14 protein-coding genes and 3 pseudogenes are annotated in these 17462 nt (G+C 66.8%); 4 read left to right on the top strand and 13 right to left on the bottom strand.

From position 1 onward, the window contains the following. Positions 1-3: 3 nt before the first annotated feature. The 6 genes from selD to ASV56_RS16100 form a co-directional block, all read right to left on the bottom strand. Positions 4-1047 carry a selenide, water dikinase SelD gene (gene selD, locus ASV56_RS16125; protein ID WP_062563000.1) on the bottom strand — a complete coding sequence of 348 codons (1044 nt, stop codon included), beginning with the start codon at positions 1045-1047 and terminating at the stop codon, positions 4-6. 35 nt (positions 1048-1082) lie between these two features. Then, on the bottom strand, positions 1083-2282 hold the full coding sequence (gene pcaF, locus ASV56_RS16120) for a 3-oxoadipyl-CoA thiolase (RefSeq protein ID WP_062562999.1): 1200 nt from the start codon (positions 2280-2282) through the stop codon (positions 1083-1085). Further along, a complete protein-coding gene (locus tag ASV56_RS16115) occupies positions 2279-3349 on the bottom strand; it encodes a 4-oxalomesaconate tautomerase (RefSeq protein ID WP_062562998.1) in 1071 nt (356 codons plus the stop codon). The genes pcaF and ASV56_RS16115 overlap by 4 nt, the downstream gene beginning before the upstream one ends. 86 nt (positions 3350-3435) lie before the next feature. After that, a complete protein-coding gene (locus tag ASV56_RS16110; RefSeq protein ID WP_062562997.1) occupies positions 3436-4107 on the bottom strand; it encodes a 4-carboxy-4-hydroxy-2-oxoadipate aldolase/oxaloacetate decarboxylase in 672 nt (223 codons plus the stop codon). Between the two features lie 3 nt (positions 4108-4110). After that, positions 4111-5052, bottom strand: a complete 942-nt coding sequence (locus ASV56_RS16105) for a VOC family protein (RefSeq protein ID WP_062562996.1) — start codon at positions 5050-5052, stop codon at positions 4111-4113. Positions 5053-5063: 11 nt separating this feature from the next. Continuing rightward, on the bottom strand, positions 5064-5792 hold the full coding sequence (locus tag ASV56_RS16100; RefSeq protein ID WP_062562995.1) for a PIG-L deacetylase family protein: 729 nt from the start codon (positions 5790-5792) through the stop codon (positions 5064-5066). Between the two features lie 280 nt (positions 5793-6072). Here ASV56_RS16100 and ASV56_RS16095 point away from each other — a divergent pair. From ASV56_RS16095 to ASV56_RS16080, 4 genes and pseudogenes are all read left to right on the top strand, one after another. Next, a pseudogene (locus ASV56_RS16095) lies at positions 6073-6945 on the top strand (TRAP transporter substrate-binding protein); the annotation flags it as partial. Positions 6946-7047: 102 nt separating this feature from the next. Beyond that, positions 7048-7548, top strand: a complete 501-nt coding sequence (locus ASV56_RS16090; protein ID WP_062562993.1) for a TRAP transporter small permease — start codon at positions 7048-7050, stop codon at positions 7546-7548. Beyond that, a complete protein-coding gene (locus ASV56_RS16085; RefSeq protein ID WP_062562992.1) occupies positions 7548-8852 on the top strand; it encodes a TRAP transporter large permease in 1305 nt (434 codons plus the stop codon). Before ASV56_RS16090 ends, ASV56_RS16085 begins: the two co-directional genes overlap by 1 nt. A gap of 109 nt (positions 8853-8961) precedes the next feature. Continuing rightward, on the top strand, positions 8962-9891 hold the full coding sequence (locus tag ASV56_RS16080) for an NAD(P)-dependent oxidoreductase (RefSeq protein ID WP_062562991.1): 930 nt from the start codon (positions 8962-8964) through the stop codon (positions 9889-9891). On the opposite strand, the gene ASV56_RS16075 is transcribed toward ASV56_RS16080, so the two are convergent. The 7 genes and pseudogenes from ASV56_RS16075 to ASV56_RS16050 all read right to left on the bottom strand — a co-directional run bounded on the left by ASV56_RS16075 (position 9858) and on the right by ASV56_RS16050 (position 17461). Beyond that, the gene (locus tag ASV56_RS16075; RefSeq protein ID WP_062562990.1) at positions 9858-11018 is read right to left on the bottom strand and encodes a LysR family transcriptional regulator; all 1161 of its coding nucleotides are present in this window, start codon (positions 11016-11018) and stop codon (positions 9858-9860) included. The genes ASV56_RS16080 and ASV56_RS16075 overlap by 34 nt on opposite strands. 63 nt (positions 11019-11081) lie before the next feature. Beyond that, positions 11082-12725, bottom strand: coding sequence for an FAD-linked oxidase C-terminal domain-containing protein (locus tag ASV56_RS16070; RefSeq protein ID WP_301336098.1), 1644 nt, complete (start codon positions 12723-12725; stop codon positions 11082-11084). Between the two features lie 119 nt (positions 12726-12844). Beyond that, positions 12845-13096: pseudogene (locus tag ASV56_RS22965) on the bottom strand (integrase core domain-containing protein); the annotation flags it as partial. A gap of 37 nt (positions 13097-13133) precedes the next feature. Further along, a protein-coding gene (locus ASV56_RS16065) for an IS3 family transposase (protein WP_152988090.1) occupies positions 13134-14260 on the bottom strand; the annotation gives its coding sequence in 2 pieces (ribosomal slippage) (positions 13134-13996 and positions 13996-14260; 1128 coding nt in all). A 644-nt stretch (positions 14261-14904) separates the two neighbouring features. Next, positions 14905-15145 (bottom strand): annotated as a pseudogene (locus ASV56_RS24560) (hypothetical protein); the annotation flags it as partial. Between the two features lie 106 nt (positions 15146-15251). Next, the gene (locus ASV56_RS16055) at positions 15252-16385 is read right to left on the bottom strand and encodes a Gfo/Idh/MocA family protein (RefSeq protein WP_062562988.1); all 1134 of its coding nucleotides are present in this window, start codon (positions 16383-16385) and stop codon (positions 15252-15254) included. Between the two features lie 17 nt (positions 16386-16402). Continuing rightward, complete coding sequence (locus tag ASV56_RS16050) at positions 16403-17461, bottom strand: sugar phosphate isomerase/epimerase family protein (protein WP_062562987.1); 1059 nt, start codon at positions 17459-17461, stop codon at positions 16403-16405. Between the last annotated feature and the right edge of the window lies 1 nt (position 17462).

Here is a 17462-nt window from a genome sequence, read left to right as displayed (position 1 = left end):
TCGTCAGGCGACGGCGATTCCCGGCTCGCCCGCCGCGCAATACCCGACCACGGCGGCCAGCGGATGACCGGCGGCATGAATCTGCGCCAGCACCGCCTCGGCCGCCTCGGGGGCCACGGCGACCAGCAGCCCGCCCGAGGTCTGCGGGTCGGTCAGCAGATGCCGGCGCCAATCGGCCAGGCCCTCGGGCAGCGCCACCTCGGCACCATAGGCGGCCCAGTTCCGCACCGAGGCGCCGGTGACGAATCCCGCCTCGGCCAGCTCCGCCGCGCGGCTCAGCAAGGGCAGCGCCGCCTGCTCCAGATGCAGCCGCAGCCCGGCGCCGCGGGCGATTTCCAGCCCGTGGCCCAGGATGCCGAAGCCGGTCACGTCGGTCAGGGCATGCACATCGGCCCGCTTGGCCAGATCGGCCCCGACCTTGTTCAGCGTGGTGGCCGAGGCGACCATCTCGTCGATGCCGGCCTGGTCCAGCGCGCCCTTCTTGATCGCGGCGGAATAGATGCCGACGCCCAGCCCCTTGGTCAGGATCAGCGCGTCGCCCGGCCGCGCATCGGCATTGCGGCGCAGCTCGGACGGGTGGCAGAGGCCGATCACCGCGAGGCCATAGATCGGCTCGGGCGCGTCGATGGAATGGCCGCCGGCGACCGGGATGCCGGCCTGATGGCAGATCTCGCGCCCGCCCTCCAGGATCTCGCGGATCTGCTCGGGTGCCAGCTTGTCGATGGGCATGCCCAGGATCGCCAGCGCCATGATCGGCCGCCCGCCCATGGCATAGATGTCGGAGATCGCATTGGTCGCGGCGATGCGGCCGAAGGCGCGCGGGTCGTCCACCATCGGCATGAAGAAATCGGTGGTGGCGATGACGCAGGTGTTCTCGTCCACCTGATAGACCGCCGCGTCGTCCGAGGTCTCGGTCCCGACCAGCAGCTGCGGAAAGGCCTGCGCCACCGGCTGGCCCGCCAGCAACTCCCGCAGCACCGAGGGCGCCAGCTTGCAGCCGCAGCCGCCGCCATGCGCCAGCGAGGTCAGTCTGGGGTGGTCGTTCATCGCGAGGCCCTCCTGTCAGTCAGCCCGAGCCCGGTTCATACCCTCTCCAGCGCCACGGCGATGCCCTGGCCGACGCCGATGCACATGGTGGCGAGGGCGCGCCGCCCGCCGGTCCGGGCCAGTTCCAGCGCCGCGGTGCCGGTGATGCGGGCGCCCGACATGCCTAGCGGATGCCCCAGTGCGATGGCGCCGCCGTTCGGGTTCACCCGCGGGTCGTCGTCGGCAATGCCCAGCTGGCGCAGCGTGGCGATTCCCTGAGCCGCGAAGGCCTCGTTCAGCTCGATCACGTCGAAATCGGCCTGGGTCAGGCCCAGCCGGTCCATCAGCTTCTGACTGGCTGGCGCCGGGCCGATGCCCATGATGCGAGGCGGCACGCCCGCCGTCGCGCCGCCCAGCACCCGGGCGATGGGCGTCAGGCCGTGCTTCTTCGCCGCCGCCTCCGAGGCCAGGATCAGCGCCGCCGCCCCGTCGTTCACCCCCGAGGCATTGCCCGCCGTGACCGAGCCGTTCGGGAACAGCGGCCGCAGCTTGGCCAGCGCCTCGGCCGTGGTGGCGCGGGGATGCTCGTCGGTATCCACGACCACCGGCTCGCCCTTGCGCTGCGGGATCGTCACCGGGGTGATTTCCTGCGCCAGCCGGCCGCTGGCGATGGCCGCCGCGGCCTTGGCTTGCGAGGCCAGCGCCATCGCGTCCTGCGCCTCGCGCGAGATGCCATAGTCGTCGGCGACGTTCTGGCCGGTCTGCGGCATGGAATCGGTGCCATAGGCCGCCTGCATCGCCGGATTCACGAAGCGCCAGCCGATGGTGGTGTCTTCGATCTCGGCATGGCGGGAAAAGGCGGTCTCGGCCTTGGGCAGCACGAAGGGCGCGCGCGACATCGACTCGACGCCGCCGGCGATCATCAGCTCGGCCTCGCCCGCGGCGATCTGGCGCGCGGCGACCAGCACCGCATCCATGCCCGAGCCGCAGAGCCGGTTGATCGTCGTGCCCGGCACCTCCAGCGGCAGACCCGCCAGCAGCAAGGACATGCGGGCGACGTTGCGGTTGTCCTCGCCGGCCTGGTTAGCGCAGCCATAGATCACATCGTCGACCGCCTGCCAGTCGAGACCGACATGGCGGGCCATCAGCGCCCGCAGCGGGATGGCGCCCAGGTCGTCGGCGCGGACCGGGGCCAGCGCGCCGCCGAAGCGGCCGATGGGCGTGCGGATATAGTCGCAGAGGAAAACGTCGGTCATGGTGTCATCACTCCTGGGGACGGATATGCATGTCCATCCATCAGCTTGCGCGCTGTGCGGATGGTGCCTGCGGCGGTGACCCGGCCGGCGGCGTCCTGTTCCAGCAGCACCTCGGCGGCGCCGGTCGGGTGCTCGATGAGGAAGCGGCCGTCCGGCGGCAGTTGTGCGAGCCCGGCGGCGGGCGATCCCGGCAAGGTGCAGGCCGTGGCCACGCTGACCGCCGCGAACACCCCGATCGAGGCGTGGCAACGATGCGGGATGAAGCTGCGGGTGTTGATTGTGCCCGTTCGGGGGGCCGAAACCAGCACCATCTTGGGCACGGATTTCTCTGCCACTTCGCCCAGGTTCATCAGCGGCCCCGCCTTCAGCCGGATCGCCTCGATGCGGGCCTTGAGCGCCTCGCTCGCATCCAGTTCCTCTCGGCTTTCCTGTCCGGTCAGGCCGAAGGCATCGGCGCGCATGACGACGCAGGGCATGCCGTTGTCGATCAGCGTGCAATCGACGCCCTCGATCACATCCACCGCCCGACCCGTCGGCAGCAGCGCCCCGCAGAGCGAGCCGGCGATGTTCTGGAACAGCAGCGGGATCGGCGCGGCGGTGCCGGGAACGCCGTCAATGGCGGCCCCGCCCACATAGGTCACGCGCCCGCCAGGGGTCTGCACGCGGGCCAGGGCGACCTCGCCGGTGTTCAGCATGTGGATGCGGACCGGGGTTTCCCCCTGCGTTGCGACCACCAGCCCGCGCTCGATGGCGGCGGGGCCGACAGCCGCGAGGATATTGCCGCAGCCCTGCGCATCCGAGACCAGCGCCTGATCGACGAAGACCTGCAGGAACAGGTAATCGACATCGGCATCCGGCCGCGACGACGGCGCCAGCACAGCCACCTTCGAGGTCAGCGGATCGGCGCCGCCGATGCCGTCGATCTGGCGGGGATCCGGGCTGCCCATGATCCGCAACAGCAGCGCGTCGCGCGCCGCCGGTTCGACGGGCAGGTCGGAGGCGAGGAAGCAGGCCGCCTTCGAGGTGCCGCCGCGCATCCACAGGCAGGGGATGCCGTCATTGTCCATTCCGCCCTCGTTCTTTCTTGTCCAAATATCCTCGGGGGTGAATTGCCCGGCACGGGCAAGAGGGGGCGCGAGCGCCCCCTGCCGCGTCAGACATATTTCAGCCCGTTGGCTTCCAGCCTTGGCCGCATGTCATAGATGTCGAGGCCCAGTTCGCCCGCCGCAAGCCGCGCGCGCTTGGCTTCTTCGGCCGCCATGCGCTTGCGGGCGGCGGCCAGCACCGCCTCGGCATCCGCACGGCGCACCACGCAGACGCCGTCGTCATCGGCGACGATCACGTCACCCGCCTCGACCAGCTGCCCGGCGCAAACCACGGGCACGTTGACCGAGCCGAGCGTCTCCTTGACCGTGCCCTGGGCGCTGACCGCCCTGGACCAGACCGGGAAGCCCATCGCCGTCAAGTCGCGCAGGTCGCGCACGCCGGCATCGATCACCAGCCCGCGGCAGCCCCGCGCCATGGCGCTGGTCGCCAGCAGGTCGCCGAAATAGCCGTTGTCGCAGGGCGAGGTCGGGGCCAGCACCAGGATGTCACCCGCCTGCAATTGCTCGATGGCGACATGCAGCATCCAGTTGTCGCCGGGCGGCGCGCTGATCGTCACCGCCGATCCGGCGATCCGCGCCCCGGCCCAGATCGGCCGCATGTGGCTGGCAAGGCAGCCGAAGCGGCCCTGCGCCTCGTGGACGGTGGCGACGCCTGCCTCGGCAAGCCCGGCGATCACGGCCGGATCGGCGCGCTGGATGTTCTGGACGACTTTTGCCATGGCTCAGCCTTTCCGCACCGGAGGGGTGCCGTGGGTGTGGAATGTCTCGATGGTCTTCAGCCCCCAGGCCTGGCCCTTCCGGCGGTCGGCCTCGGTCCAGACCACCGGCTGCCAGTCGGGCGCCAGGATCAGCCGCGCGCCCGCGTTCGCCAGTTCGACCCGGTTGCCGGCCGGTTCCCAGACATACAGGAAGAAGGTGCCCTGGATGGCGTGCTTATGCGGGCCGGTCTCGATATGGACGCCGTTCTGCAGGAAGGTGTCGGCGGCGCGCAGGATGTCCTCGCGCTGGTCGGTGGCATAGGTGACGTGGTGCAGCCGGCCCATGCCCCCGCCATGCTCCTCGGTGCAGGCCAGGTCATAGGTCTTGTTGTTGACGGTGAACCAGCAGCCGCCGATGCGGCCGTTGTCCAGCTGGATATATTCCGTGACCCGGCTGCCCAGGCAGGTTTCCATGAAGCGGCGGAACTCGGTGACATCCTCGGCCAGCAGATTCAGGTGATCGAGCCGGCGCGGCGCCGCGCCGGTGAAGGCGCTGGCCGTGTTCTTCAACGCCGCGCGCTCGGCCTCGTCCTGCGGCTGATACCAGACGGTATCGTAATATATTTCAAAGACATGGCCGAAGGGATCCTCGAAGCGGAAGGCGCGGCCGTGGCTCTGGTCGCCCTCGACCCAGCCCTGGGTCTTGTAGCCCGACGCCTCGATGGCCTTCACCCGGCGCTCCAGCGCCTCGGGGCTGGCGGCGCGATAGGCGATGTGGCCGACGCCGGTGCGGTCGGCCCGCGTCAGCTTCAGCGAGGCGTGTTCATAGTCGTCCCAAGCCCGCAGATAGGCGCTGTCCGCGTCCCGGCCCGACAGCTTCAACCCGTAGATGCGGGTGAAGAAGTCGAGGCTGTCCTCGAAGCGGTCGGTCAGCATCTCGACATGGGCGAGATGCGCGATGTCCATGCAATGTTCGCTCACAGTTCGTCCACCGTTCTGGGGAACACCGACTGGAAACCCTCGGCGTAAAGCGCCTTGCGCCCGCCGGACTGGCCGCCCGAGTTGCGCATGAAGTGGTTGGCGCGGTTCTGGGCGACGCGGGTGTAATAGTCCCACAGATGTTCCTGCCCCTCCATGCATTCGATGGCGGCGCGCTTCCTGTCCCAGACCGGGGTGATGTCGAGGAAGGTGTCGGGCTTCCAGCCCATCTGCTCGGTCTGGTGCGGCTCGAACAGATAGAGCTGCGGCGCACCCAGCACCTTCTGGCCGGGCTCATGGCCCCAGGCCTGGGCGATCATCCGGCATTCCAGCGCCACTTGGGTGGCATACATGTGGTCGGTGTTGTAGGGATCGAACTGGCTGTGGCTCAGCATGAAATCGGGCTGCACCTTGCGGATCACCTCGACCAGGCGGAACTTGTCGTCCTGCGCCAGGTGCAGGGGATAATCACCCAGGTCGAATTCGATCAGGTCGTGCACCCCCAGCGCCTGCGCGGCCTTTTCGGATTCCTTGCGGCGGGCCGATTTCACGCCCTCCAGCGTCATGCCGGGCTCTTTCCACAGCTTGGCGCTTTCGCCGCGTTCGCCGAAGGACAGGCAGACGACGGTGACCTCATAACCTTTCTCGGCATGCAGTGCGATGGCACCGCCGCAGCGCCAGACGAAATCGGCGGCATGGGCGGATATGACAAGGGCAGTCTTGGACATGCGGTTTCTCCGTTCCGGTTGCCGCCAGTTTCGGTCCCTGCGGCCCCCGGTTCAAATTGGAAGCACGGCCGGCTTGATAAGTTTTTGCTATTGCGGCTCTTGCGCCGGCCGTGACTGCCACAACCCCAGCCGGCCGCAAGGATAGTGCAGCTGAAACAGTGTCTCGTTTCTATAGCATAAATTTATGCCAGCGCCCGGCCTTTGAATTGGCGCCTAGCCCTCTTTCGGCCTTATCCCCGAGCCAGATGGGCAGACATGCCCTGCAATCCGGGAGGATCACATGAAGCATATGCTGACGCTTGCCACGCTGTCGCTGTCGCTGCTGTCTTCGGCAGCAATGGCGGAAACGCTCAAGCTCGCCAATTACATGGCGTCGACGCATCCCTATGTGGAGGGGGCCTTCGAACCTTTCGCCCAAGCCGTCCAGCAGGGCACCGAGGGCGCGCTGACCGTCAAGCTTTACAATGGCGGCGAGTTGGGCGCCGGCCCGGTCGAGCAATATTCCCGGGTCGTAGACGGCGTGGCCGAATTGGCGGTTTCGCTGCCCGGCTATACCGCCTCGCAATTCCCGCTGACCCTGACCGCCGAACTGCCCGGCCTCCTGAACGAGACCGACGGCACCCGGACTCTGTGGCAGCACCTGGACGTGCTTGCCCCGGACTACCGTAGGGTCAAGTTGGTGGGCCTGTGGTCCAGCGCCGAGAACGTGCTCTTTACCCGTGCCAAGCCGGTGCGCAGCCTCGACGACGTCAAGGGCATGAAGATCCGCGTCCCCTCGCGCAATACCGGCCTGCTGGTCGAGGCCTGGGGCGCGACTCCGGTCTCGATGCCGGTATCGGAGATCTACAACGCCTTGCAGACCGGCGTCATCGACGGCGCCATGATCGACGGCACCGCGGTCAACGCCTTCAAGCTGGGCGAGGTCGCCAATTACGTCACCAAAGGGATGAAAACGACGAATTCGCCCTTTTTCATCCTGATGAACCGCGACGCCTATGCCGATCTGTCGCCGGAACAGCAACAGGTCATCGACGAGGCTGGCAAGCAGGTCTCGCTGGACGGCCAGAAGGTCCAGCTGACCGTGGCCGAAAAGGGCTTTGCCGATTTCGCCGCGACCGCCGGCAAGGAGATCATCACCCTGACCGAGGCCGAGGCCGCGCCCTTCGACGCGGCAGCGGAAAAGGTGACGGCGGATGCGATCTCCGAGACCGAAGGCGGCCAGGCCGTCGCCGATGCATTGAAGGCGCAATAGGCCATGGAGGCGCAACGCCCCCTGCCCGGCCTGGGCTGGCTCGACCGGGCGACCAGATGGCTGGCCATGGTCGCGGCCGTCGCTCTTATCTTTCTGGTGGTCGTGATCTCGGCCGGGGTCGTGCTGCGCTATGCCTTCGGCACGCCCGTCCTTGGGCTGAACGAAATCAATCAGATGACCGCCGTGGCATTGGTCATGGCCGCGCTGCCCTATTGCACGGAACAGCGCGGCCATGTCGGCGTCGATGTCTTCGACAACGCCCTCGGCCGTTGGGGCCGGCTGGCGGGCGACCTGGGCTCGCGCCTGCTGTCGGGCTTCGTGCTGTCGGTGCTGGTCCAGCGTGCCGTGCTGAAGGCGTTGGACGCCCGTGAATTCGGCGACACCACCAATATGCTGGCCCTGCCGATCTGGCCCTTCTACGGCATCTTGGCCCTTGGCATGGCGCTGTGCGTCCTGGTCCTTCTGGCGCAATTCGTCGCGATCCTGCGCAGCGGAGGTGAATGATGGAACCGACCACTGTCGGCCTGCTCGGCATCCTTCTGCTGTTCTTCCTGATGATCTTTCGCACGCCGGTCGCCTTCGCGATGCTGCTGTCGGGCTTTTTCGGCATGTGGGCGCTGGAGGGGTTGCGCACGGCAGGCGCGCTGATCCTGACCGAAAGCTATTCCGCCGTTGCCAGTGAAACCCTGATCGTGGTTCCGATGTTCGTGCTTCTGGGCAACATCGCCTCGGCCGCCGGCTTCTCGCGCGGGCTTTACGACGCGGCCTTCGCCTGGGTCGGACATTTCCGGGGCGGGCTTGCCTCGGCCTCGGTGCTGGGCTGCGCGGCCTTCTCGGCCGTGTCGGGCTCGTCGGTCGCGACGGCGGTGACCATCGGCAAGGTCGCCCTGCCCGAGATGAAGCGGCTGGGCTATGCCGACGGGCTGGCCACCGGATCGGTCGCGGCGGGCGGCACGCTGGGCTTCCTGATCCCGCCCTCGACCGGCTTCGTGCTTTACGCGATCCTGACCGAGCAATCCATCGGCCGGTTGTTCATGGCGGGCATCCTGCCGGGCCTCCTGCTGATGGTGCTGTTCATGGCGACGGTCTGGCTGGTGGCTCTGCGCGACCCTGCCCAGGCACCGGCCGGGCCGAACGTCCCCATCTCCGGGCGACTGCGCAGCCTCGGCCGGGCCGGGCCGCTGCTGGCGGTGATGGTGCTGACCATCGGCGGCATCTATGTCGGCGCCTTCACCCCGGTCGAGGCCTCGGGCATCGGCGCGGCGCTGGTGATCCTGCTGGCGCTCGCCTCGCGCCGGCTCAGCTGGGCGGGCTTCGCCGATGCGGTCATGGATACGCTCAAGACCTCGGCCATGCTCTACATGATCGTCATCGGCGCCAATGTGCTGAACCCGTTCTTCGCCGTCACCCAGATCCCGGCGCTGCTGGGCGAGGGATTGCAGGGGCTGGGCCTTGGCCCCTATGCCACGCTGGCCGTCATCATCCTGGCCTATGTCGTGATGGGCATGTTCATGGACGGCTTGTCCATGCTGGTGATCTCGATCCCGATCGTCTTTCCGGTCGTCACCTCGCTGGGCTTCGACCCGATCTGGTTCGGCGTGATCGCCGTGATCGTGATCGAGATGGGGATGATCACCCCGCCGGTCGGCCTGAACGTCTTCGTCGTCCGTGGCGTGGCCCAGGACGTGCCGCTGACCACGGTGTTCCGCGGGGTGATGCCCTTTCTGCTGGCGATGATCCTGGGCCTGCTGCTGATCATCCTGATGCCGCAGATTGCCTTGCTGATCCCGAATACGATGTTCGGCTGAGGCGACCGCGATACGCGACGCGCCGGCGCGGCATAAGCGTAGGCTATTCCAGTCTGCCCTTGGCCGCGCCGCACCTTCCGGAATTCAACTGAAATGTGAGGAGAGGTCCATGACCGACGAGCGATTGCCAAGGATCGCCTTCATCGGTTTCGGCGAGGCGGCCGAAGCCTTTGCAAAGGGCTGGGGTCCCGTCCTGTCCGCCGGGCTGCACGCCTATGACGAGAAATGCGACGATGCCCGGGCACGGGCCCTGCCCGCCGGGCGGGCCGAGGCGACGGGCGTCACCCTTGCCGCCGACCGCGCCGGAGCCTTGCGGGATGCCGGCGCCGTCTTCTGCCTGGTGACGGCGGATCGCGCGGTGCTGGCAGCCGAACAGGCGGCGGCGCACCTGGCGCCGGGGACGCTCTGGCTGGACGGCAACAGTTGCTCGCCGGGCGCAAAGCGCCGCGCCGCCGGCATCGTCGAGGCGGCCGGCGGGCGCTATGTCGATGTCGCGATCATGGCGCCGGTCTATCCCCGGCTGCACCGCACGCCGCTGCTGATCGCCGGCCCCCATGCCGGGCAGGCGCTGGCGATGCTGGAGGCGCTTGGCATGGCGGCTCAGGTCTCGGGGGCCGAGGTGGGGCAGGCCTCGGCGATCAAGATGATCCGCTCGGTGATGATCAAGGGGATGGAGGCGTTGACCGCCGAATGCCTCTTGGCCGCGCGCCGGGCCGGGATCGAGGATCGGGTACTGGGCTCGCTCCAGGCATCGAATCCCGATATCGACTGGCCACGCCAGGCCGCCTACAACCTTGAGCGAATGATGGTCCATGGCCGCCGTCGCGCCGCCGAAATGCGCGAGGTCGCCGCCACGCTGTCCGAGCTTGGCCTGCCGAACGGGTTGGCCAGCGCCACCGCCGATTGGCAGCAGCGCATCGGCGACCTGGGCCTGCCGGCGGGCACCGACAGCTATCCCGAGCGCGCCGATGCCATCCTGGGCCGGTTCGCCGGGCAGGACCGGGATCAGGACAGCAGCGCGGCCGTGCGGCAAAGCTGATCCATGAAATCCCGCTGCGTCCGCGTCGGCTCCCAGCCGGCGCGGGTGGTGATGCCGATTGGCCGCATGGCGTTGGGCAGCCGCACCGGCAGGATCGACAGCACCTCGGATTCCACCTCGGCCTGCATCCGCGACACCCCGCCCAGATGATCGCTCTCGCGCAGGATCTCGCGCATCATGATGACGGAGGAGGTCTCGACGATATCCACCGGCGCGCGCGCCGCGAAATAGGTGTCGAGGATCCGCCGAAGCGGCGTCGAGCGGCGCGGCATTACCCAGGGATAGGCCGCAAGATCCTGGATGCCCGGATCGGCCTTCCAGATCAGGGGATGGTCCCGCCGCGCCACGACCACCACCTCATCGTCGAAAAGCCGCCTCTGCTCGATGTCCTCGATCGGGCTGGGCAGGCGCAGCGCACCCAGCATCATGTCGATCTCGCCCCGGCGCAGCCCCAGAAGCAATTCGTCGTAGCGCCCGTCGATGACCTGAAAGGGAAAGCTCGGCCGGGCCTTGCGAAAGGCCAGGATCGCCCGTGGCAGCCAGCCTGAGCGCGACAATGGCAATGCCCCGATCACGATGCGCCCGACCTCGCGGCCGTCAAGCGCGGCGAGGTCGGATTCCGCCTGTTCCAGTTCGGCCAGGGCCAGCCTTGCGGCCTGCGCCAGTTGCAACGCCGCGCGGGTCGCGATCAGGCCATGCGCGGTGCGCTGGAAAAAGACCGTCCCGGCCGCGTTCTCCAGCATGGTGGTCGAGCGGTGGACGGTCGGCTGCGCCAGACCCAGCCGGCGCGCGGCCAGGGTAAAATTCTCGGTCTCGGCCACGGCGATCAGGGCGACCAACTGCTGCCAGGTCGCCTGGATGCGGATGGCGCGGTCCATGTCGGCCATGGCCCTGTCCAGCATCCGCAGCGCCCGGTCGGCGCGATGGTGCAGGATCTCGCCGGCCTCGGTCAGAAACAGGCCCTGCGGACTGCGCTGGAACAGCGCATGGCCGCTGTCCCGCGCCAGCTTGGCCATGGCCTGCGTGACCGCCGGTTGCGAGACATGGTTCGACTCGGCCGCGCGGGTGACGGAATTCGTGCGCCCCAGAACCAGGAACATCCTGAGATGGCGGATACTGGCGGCCATGGTCGTTCTCCTCCCCGCTAGGTTATGGGCGGCGGGCGCGGCCGGCAAGCCGCCGGCCCCTGCTTATCTCAGGGCCTTGGCGATCAGGCCCAGCGGATGCCCCGGAACCCGCCCCGACAGCCGTTCGGCCTGGCACCGGCAGGAAAACCCGGTGGCAAGCACCGTCTCGCCCGATTCCAGGTGCTCGCGCCATGACAGGTCGAACAGCTTGCGCGACATGGCCTGGTGCCGGTTCTGGTGGCCGAACAGCCCGGCCATGCCGCAGCATCCCGTCGCCGGTGTCTGGACCTGGATGCCCAGGGCCTGAAAGACGCGCGCCCAAAGCGCCCCTGCCTCGGGCAGTCCGGTCGCCTCGGTGCAATGGGACAGAAGCCGCGCCGTCTGCCCGGCGCGGGCCTGCGGAAAGCGGTGGCGCCTGGCCTCGGCAGACAGGAACTCCTGCGGCAGCAGGACCGGCGGCGGAGCAAAGCCCGCCCTGGGGTAATCCTGGCGCAGCATCATCGCAAAGGCGGGCTCGAAGGCGACCAGCGGCGCGCCGGTCGCTGCCGCGCGGTCAAGACGCCGGACCAGGGTGCGCGCCATCGCCTCGAACCCGGCCCGGTCGCCCGCCCCCTGCGCCGCATTGCCGGCCGGGCGCATTCGCAGCAGCCTGGGCCGATAGCCCAGCACTCGCAGCCCGGCGATCACCTGGTGCTGAACCCGGCCGTCGAAAAGCGCGGTGAACCAGTCCTGGACCAGAATCACGCTGCCCTCGGGCAAGGCGTCCGCCAGATCGGCCTCGTCCAGCCAGAGATCCCGCGGCAGGCGCGCGATTCGCCGGGGTAGGTCGCGGCTGCCGGTCAGGCATTCGGCAAGCCGCGCGGCCAGGGGCCAGAGGGGCGCCAGCACTGGGGCAAAGCGCAGGGCCAGCGGGCTGAACCGCTCGGCCGCCAGGATCAGCCGGTCGGCCATCGGCCGGGCATGACGGGCAAAATAATCCGCCAGGAAGGCCGCGCGCATGGTCGGGATGTCCACCTGGACCGGACAGGCGGAGGCACAGGCCTTGCAGCTCAGGCAGGTGTCGAGAACGGCGCGCAGGTCGGCCTCGCGGCGCGGCAGGTCGGGGCCTTCCTCTTGCCGGGCCTTGTGCCAGGCGCGCAGCGCATCGGCACGCCCCTTGGGGCTGTGGCGCAGGTCGGCGGTGGCCTTGAAACTGGGACACATCGGCGTCGCGGCCGCATAGCTCAGGCATTGCGCATTGCCATTGCAGCGAAAGGCGCGCTCCAGCGCGTCGCCCTCGGGCGCGTTGAAATCGCGAAAGGGCGTCGTGGCGATCCCCATGATCGCACCGCCATTGCTGACCAGCTTGCCGGGGTTAAAGCGCCCCGACGGGTCGAAGGCGGCCTTGACGCCTTGCAGCGCCGCATAGGCTTCGGGCCCAATCCATTCGCGCAGATAGGCGCCGCGCAGCCCCTTGCCATGTTCCCCCCAGAAGATGCCGCCATGCTGCCGCGTCAGGGCGAACACCGCGTCCGATACGGCGACCAGCCGCGCCCGGTCCCGCGGGCTGTCGATGTTCAGCGCCGGGCGGATATGCAGGCAGCCCACATCGACATGACCATAGAGGTGGCTCCGGAAATCTGAACAGCCGGGATAAGTGGATTTTCCGCGTATGAGCCGAGCCAGAAATTGATCCAGTGGATCAATTTCCCGGCGATTGGGCAGCATGATGCTGCGAGCGAGGAGAAGACCATGGGAAGACGACCGCGCCGGAACCACAGTCCGGCCTTCAAGGCAAAGGTGGCGGCAGCCGTGGACTGCCCCCACCGAGTGGTCCGGGTTGATTGTTAGTGCATCGTCGGCCGCTGGTCTATTGGGATGACGGCTTCCGGTGCGGGTGGGCGGTATCCCAGGGAGCTGTGCGGCCTGACAGTGTTGTAGTGGCGGCGCCATCGCTCGATGAGGATCTGGGCCTCCCTGAGCGAATAGAAGACTTCTGCATCCAGGAGTTCGTCGCGGAATCGAGCGTTGAAGCTCTCGCAATACCCGTTCTCCCAGGGTGAACCCGGCTCGATGAACGCGGTCTTGGCACCAACTGCGCCTGGACTGCCCCCACCGAGTGGTCCGGGTTGATTGTTAGTGCATCGTCGGCCGCTGGTCTATTGGGATGACGGCTTCCGGTGCGGGTGGGCGGTATCCCAGGGAGCTGTGCGGCCTGACAGTGTTGTAGTGGCGGCGCCATCGCTCGATGAGGATCTGGGCCTCCCTGAGCGAATAGAAGACTTCTGCATCCAGGAGTTCGTCGCGGAATCGAGCGTTGAAGCTCTCGCAATACCCGTTCTCCCAGGGTGAACCCGGCTCGATGAACGCGGTCTTGGCACCAACTGCGCCGATCCAGCCCTGCACCTTCTTGGCAATGAATTCCGCGCCATTGTCGGACCTTATGAACGCAGGCGGGCCACGCAAGATGAACAGATCCGTCAGGGCGTCGATTACGTCGGTGGAATTGAGCCTGCGGTTTACACGGATCACCAGCGCCTCCTTCGTGAATTCGTCGATGATATTGAGCGTCCGAAACAGCCGTCCGTCATGTGTCCGGTCCTGAACGAAATCATAGGACCAGACGTGGTTCGGGTGCTCCGGCCGGAGACGGACGCAGGACCCGTCGTTCAACCAGAGCCGACCCTTCTTTGCCTGCTTTTGCGGGACCTTCAGCCCTTCACGCCGCCATATCCGTTCCACGCGTTTATGATTTACATGCCAACCGGCGTTGTTCAGCAATCCGGTGATCATCCGATAGCCATATCGCCCGTAGGTGCGAGCGAGCGTGATGATGTCTTCCGTCAGCCGTTCTTCGTCCGGGGCGCCGCAAGGAACCTTGCGTTGCGTCGAGCGGTGCTGCCCGAGGATGCGGCAGGCGCGGCGCTCGGATATGCCGAGCGCCTGCCGCACATGGTCAATGCACTGGCGACGGCGCGAAGGGCTTAGAAGTTTCCCCGTGCAGCCTCGCTCAGGATCATCTTGTCCAAGGTCAGATCTGACACCGCGCGCCGCAACCGCTGGTTCTCCGCCTCAAGCTCCTTGAGACGCTTCAGCTGATCCCGGTTCATGCCGCCATACTGCTTGCGCCAGCGATAATACGTCGGCTCGGTCACGCCGATCTGCCGCACCGCGTCGGAAATTGCCATTCCCTGTCCATGAAGCACTTCAATCTGTCGAAGCTTCAGAACGATGTCTTCCGGTTTGTCTCGCTTGCCTGCCATCTGATGGTCCTCCTGAACAGGATATTTCTATCCCAGTGGGTGGACCACTTCAGTGGGGGCACTCCAGGTGGACCACTTCAGTGGGGGCACTCCAGTGCCGCGGCGCAGCATTCGGATAGATCGCTCAATGTCCACTTCGGGCCACGAACGGCGCTTCCAGGCGCGAGGCTCGACCGGCAGCTAAGGGCCGGCTCCGTCTGTCATGGATGCCGGGCAGGTTGCTGTCGCCAACAAAATGGCGCGCATCATGTGGTCCATGATAACCAAGGGAACCGACTACAAGATGACCTGAACCCCCAAGGGCACCGGCATCAAGGAATTGCGAGGGTAGTAATCTGAGATGACATGACTAGCGAGACCAGAACCCGATCAACCCGGTTTGCGCATCGAGCGACATGAGCTCGACGATATGATGGGAGAAGGGTTCAACGGATCTCATGGTGGCCCGCAGCTAAGGGACGTGCTGCAATCAGAGGCCGGATAGATGGCTGCAAGCCTGCCAGCAATCAGATCAGAATGGCCTTGCAATCCGGGAGGCGTCCATAGATGCGCAAGGGCTTTGCGGCGCTCGCCGCCCAAGCCGAGGCTGTGCTGAAGCAGGATCCGTTTGCCGGTCATTCGAACCATTGGCATTCGCGCCCTCATTCCTGCGCGCTCAGTGTCGTGGATCGTGGCTCCTTCGGCCCCGTCTTCATATCCTCGACGGTCGTCCGCTTGCGCCACTTCGCCACCGTCTTCGCGTTGATGTCCAGTTCTCGGCTCAGCGTCGCGAGCGAAGCGTGCGATCATTCGGGCCAGCCCTCGGACCGATGGCGGGCGGGCCCTCATTATTGCAGTTCGGATCGCGTGCGTGGTCGCGGCGCTTCCGTGACGAACTTGTCCCATAGGGCATCCTTCCATTCCAAAGAAAGGATCACACCATCAAACCGTGGGATCAAACACCTAAGTTCTGGCATCTGCGAGACGCGGCCCCTGGTGGGGGCCGCAAAAGTCAGACCGCCACGGGCGTCAGCCAAGGCTGGCCCTCGGCCTCGTGGCTGTCCACGACCGCCTCGACAAAGGCCACGCCTTTCAGCCCATCATAGGCCAGCGGCACGTTCTGGCCCAGCAGGCTAGGCTCGCGTTCTTCTTGCCGGGCGCGGATCGCCTCGGCGAAACCGGCATAGAGGTTGGCAAAGGCTTCCAGATAGCCCTCGGGATGGCCGGGCGGCGTGCGGGTGCGCAGCCTGGCGTCTTCGGAAAGGTCGTCCGCGCCGCGCTTGATGATCTGGACGCGACCGTCCAGCGGCGTAAAGACCAGTTCGTTCGGCTGTTCCTGGAACCATTGCAGCGAACCCTTCTCGCCAAAGACCCGCAGCCGCACGCCGTTGGAATTGCCGATGGCAACCTGCGAGGACCACAGCAAGCCCCGCGCCCCGCCCTGATAGCGCATCATGACATGGGCGTTGTCATCCAAGGCCCGGCCGCCCACGAAGGTGGCCAGATCGGCGGTCAGGCTGTCCAGCTTCAGCCCGGTGACGAAGCCCGCCAGGTGATAGGCATGGGTGCCGATGTCGCCGATAGAGCCGCCGCGGCCATTCTTTTTGGGATCGGTGCGCCAGGCGGCCTGGGCATTGCCCGACTGCTCGATGGCGGTCGCCATCCATTCCAGCGGATATTCGACCTGCACCGTGCGGATCGCACCCAATTCGCCGCGGGCGATGCGGACGCGAGCCTCATGCACGATCGGATAGCCGGAATAGGTATAGGTCACGCCGACAAAGCGGCCGCTTTCGCGCGCCAGCTTTTCCAGCGCCACGGCATCTTCCAGCGTCGCTGTCAGGGGCTTTTCGCAGATCACGTCGAAACCCGCCTCGATCAGCGCCTTGGCGATCGGGTAATGGGTGAAGTTCGGCGTGCAGATCGCCACGGCGTCCACCCGGTCCTCCCGCCCCGCCTCGCCTGCGATCAGTTCCTCATAAGTGCCATAGCTGCGGGCGGGGTCCAGCCCTTGCGAGATCGCGAAGGCGCGGCCACGCTCGGGATCGACGTCGAATGCCCCTGCCACCAACTGCCATTGCCCGTCCAGCCGCGAGGCGAGGCGATGGATATTGCCGATATAGGCGCCCTGCCCGCCGCCCACCATTCCAAGACGCAACATGGTCATTCCTCCAGTCCGAGCATCGCCCGGTTTGCGCCGCGATTGGCGCCGGATTTCACGAAATCGTCAAAGGCGCGGTCCGACACCCGGATGATGTGGTCCGCGATGAACTGCGCGCCTTCGCGGGCGCCGTCCTCGGGGTTCTTGACGAAGCATTCCCATTCCAACACCGCCCAGCCGTCGAAGCCATGGGTGGTCAGCTTGGTGAAGATCGCCCCGAAATCGACCTGCCCGTCGCCGGGCGAGCGGAAGCGGCCGGCGCGCTTGCTCCAAGGCTGATAGCCGCCATAGGCGCCGGACTTGCCGTCGGGTCGGAACTCGGCATCCTTGACGTGGAAGGTCTTGATGCGGTCGTGATAGTGGTCGATGAAGGCCAGATAATCCAGCGCCTGCAGCACGAAATGGCTGGGATCATACATCAGGTTGGCGCGGGGGTGATTTTTGACCTTCGCAAGGAAATATTCCCACGAATGGCCGTCATGCAGGTCCTCGCAGGGATGGATTTCATAGCAGACATCCACGCCATGGGCGTCGAAATCATCCAGGATCGGCGTCCAGCGTTTCGCCAGTTCCTCGAAGCCTTCCTCGACCAGTCCTTCGGGCCATTGCGGATAGGGGTAAAGGTAAGGCCAAAGCAGCGCGCCCGAGAAGGTCACGTGCCGGTCGATCCCCAGCCGCTGCGAGGCGCGGGCGGCAAAACGCAGCTGCTCCTCGGCCCAAGCGCGGCGCGCGGTCAGGTTGCCGCGCACAGGCTCGGGCGCGAAGCTGTCCATGATGACATCATGCGCCGGATGCACCGCCACCAGCTGGCCGGTGATATGCGAGGCGAACTCGGTGATCTGGAGCCCGTTGTCGGCCAGGAGCCCCTTGATCTCGTCGCAATAGGCATCACTTTCGGCGGCCTGTTTCATGTCGATCAGGCGCGTGTCCCAGGTCGGGATCTGGACGCCCTTGAAGCCCTTGTCGGCCGCCCATTTCGCCAGGCTGGGCAGCGAGTTGTAGGGCGCGTCATCGGCCGCGAACTGGGCCAGGAAGACGCCTGGCCCCTTGATGGTCTGCATC

Origin of the sequence: Paracoccus aminovorans, assembly GCF_001546115.1 — a bacterium.
Lineage (GTDB): Bacteria > Pseudomonadota > Alphaproteobacteria > Rhodobacterales > Rhodobacteraceae > Paracoccus > Paracoccus aminovorans_B.
Note: the sequence above shows the minus strand (reverse complement) of the source record. Positions and strands in the feature narration are given on the sequence as shown.